Source organism: Streptomyces albus subsp. albus (assembly GCF_000725885.1).
In the GTDB taxonomy this organism is placed as follows: Bacteria; Actinomycetota; Actinomycetes; order Streptomycetales; family Streptomycetaceae; genus Streptomyces; species Streptomyces albus.
On the sequence record NZ_JODR01000073.1, the window covers coordinates 1 to 905 of the forward strand.

The following is a 905-nucleotide window of genomic DNA, read 5'->3' on the forward strand; positions in this document are numbered from 1 at the left end:
CTAGGCAGTTTCGTTTGGATCATCGGGCGGACCAGAGGAAGATGCCCGCGACGTGGAGTCCGGCCAGGTAGATGGTGGCGGTTTTCTCGTAGCGGGTGGCGATGCCTCGCCACTGTTTGAGGCGGTTGATGCACCGCTCGCCGGTGTTGCGCTGTTTGTAGGTCTCGCGGTCGAAGGCTGGTGGTCTGCCGCCTCGGCTGCCTCGGCGGAGCCGGTGGCGGCGTTGGTCTGCGGGGACGGGGATCACGGCCCGGATGCCGCGCTTGCGCAGGTGTTCGCGGATGGCGCGGGAGGAGTATGCCTTGTCGGCGAGGACCACGTCCGGCCTGGTGCGGGGTCGTCCTCGCCGACGGGGGACCCGCAGGCGGGCCATGACCTCGGGAAAGGCAGGTGCGTCACCGGCCTGTCCGGCGGTGAGGACGAACGCGAGGGGCCGGCAGCGGGCATCGGCGGCGAGGTGGATCTTCGTGGTCAGTCCGCTGCGGGAACGGCCGATGGCGTGGTCGCCGGGTTCGCCGGCCGGGGCCCCTTTTTACGGGCCCCGGCCGCGTGCTGGTGGGCCCGCACGATCGTGGAGTCGACCGAGACGGCCCAGCTGACGTCCTCGTCGGCGTCGGCCTGGGCCACCAGGGCGGTGAAAACCCGCTCCCAGGTGCCGTCGACGGCCCACATCCGCAGCCGGTTGTAGACACCCCGCCAGTTGCCGTACTTCTCCGGCAGGTGCACCCACTGCGTACCGGTCTGGAACTTGTAGGCGATCGCGTCGATCACCTCACGATGGTCACGCCAGCGGCCACCCCGCTTCGGCGTCCGGTCCGGGAGCAACGGCTCGATCCGCGCCCACTGCGCGTCAGTCAACGGCACACCCTGACCAACGACCAACTGATCCAAACGAAACGGCCTAG

General features: G+C 69.4%; 1 pseudogene. It reads right to left on the reverse strand.

Annotated elements, in window-relative coordinates:
* Positions 1-19: 19 nt before the first annotated feature.
* Positions 20-882 (reverse strand): annotated as a pseudogene (locus tag IO40_RS36665) (IS5 family transposase).
* Between the last annotated feature and the right edge of the window lie 23 nt (positions 883-905).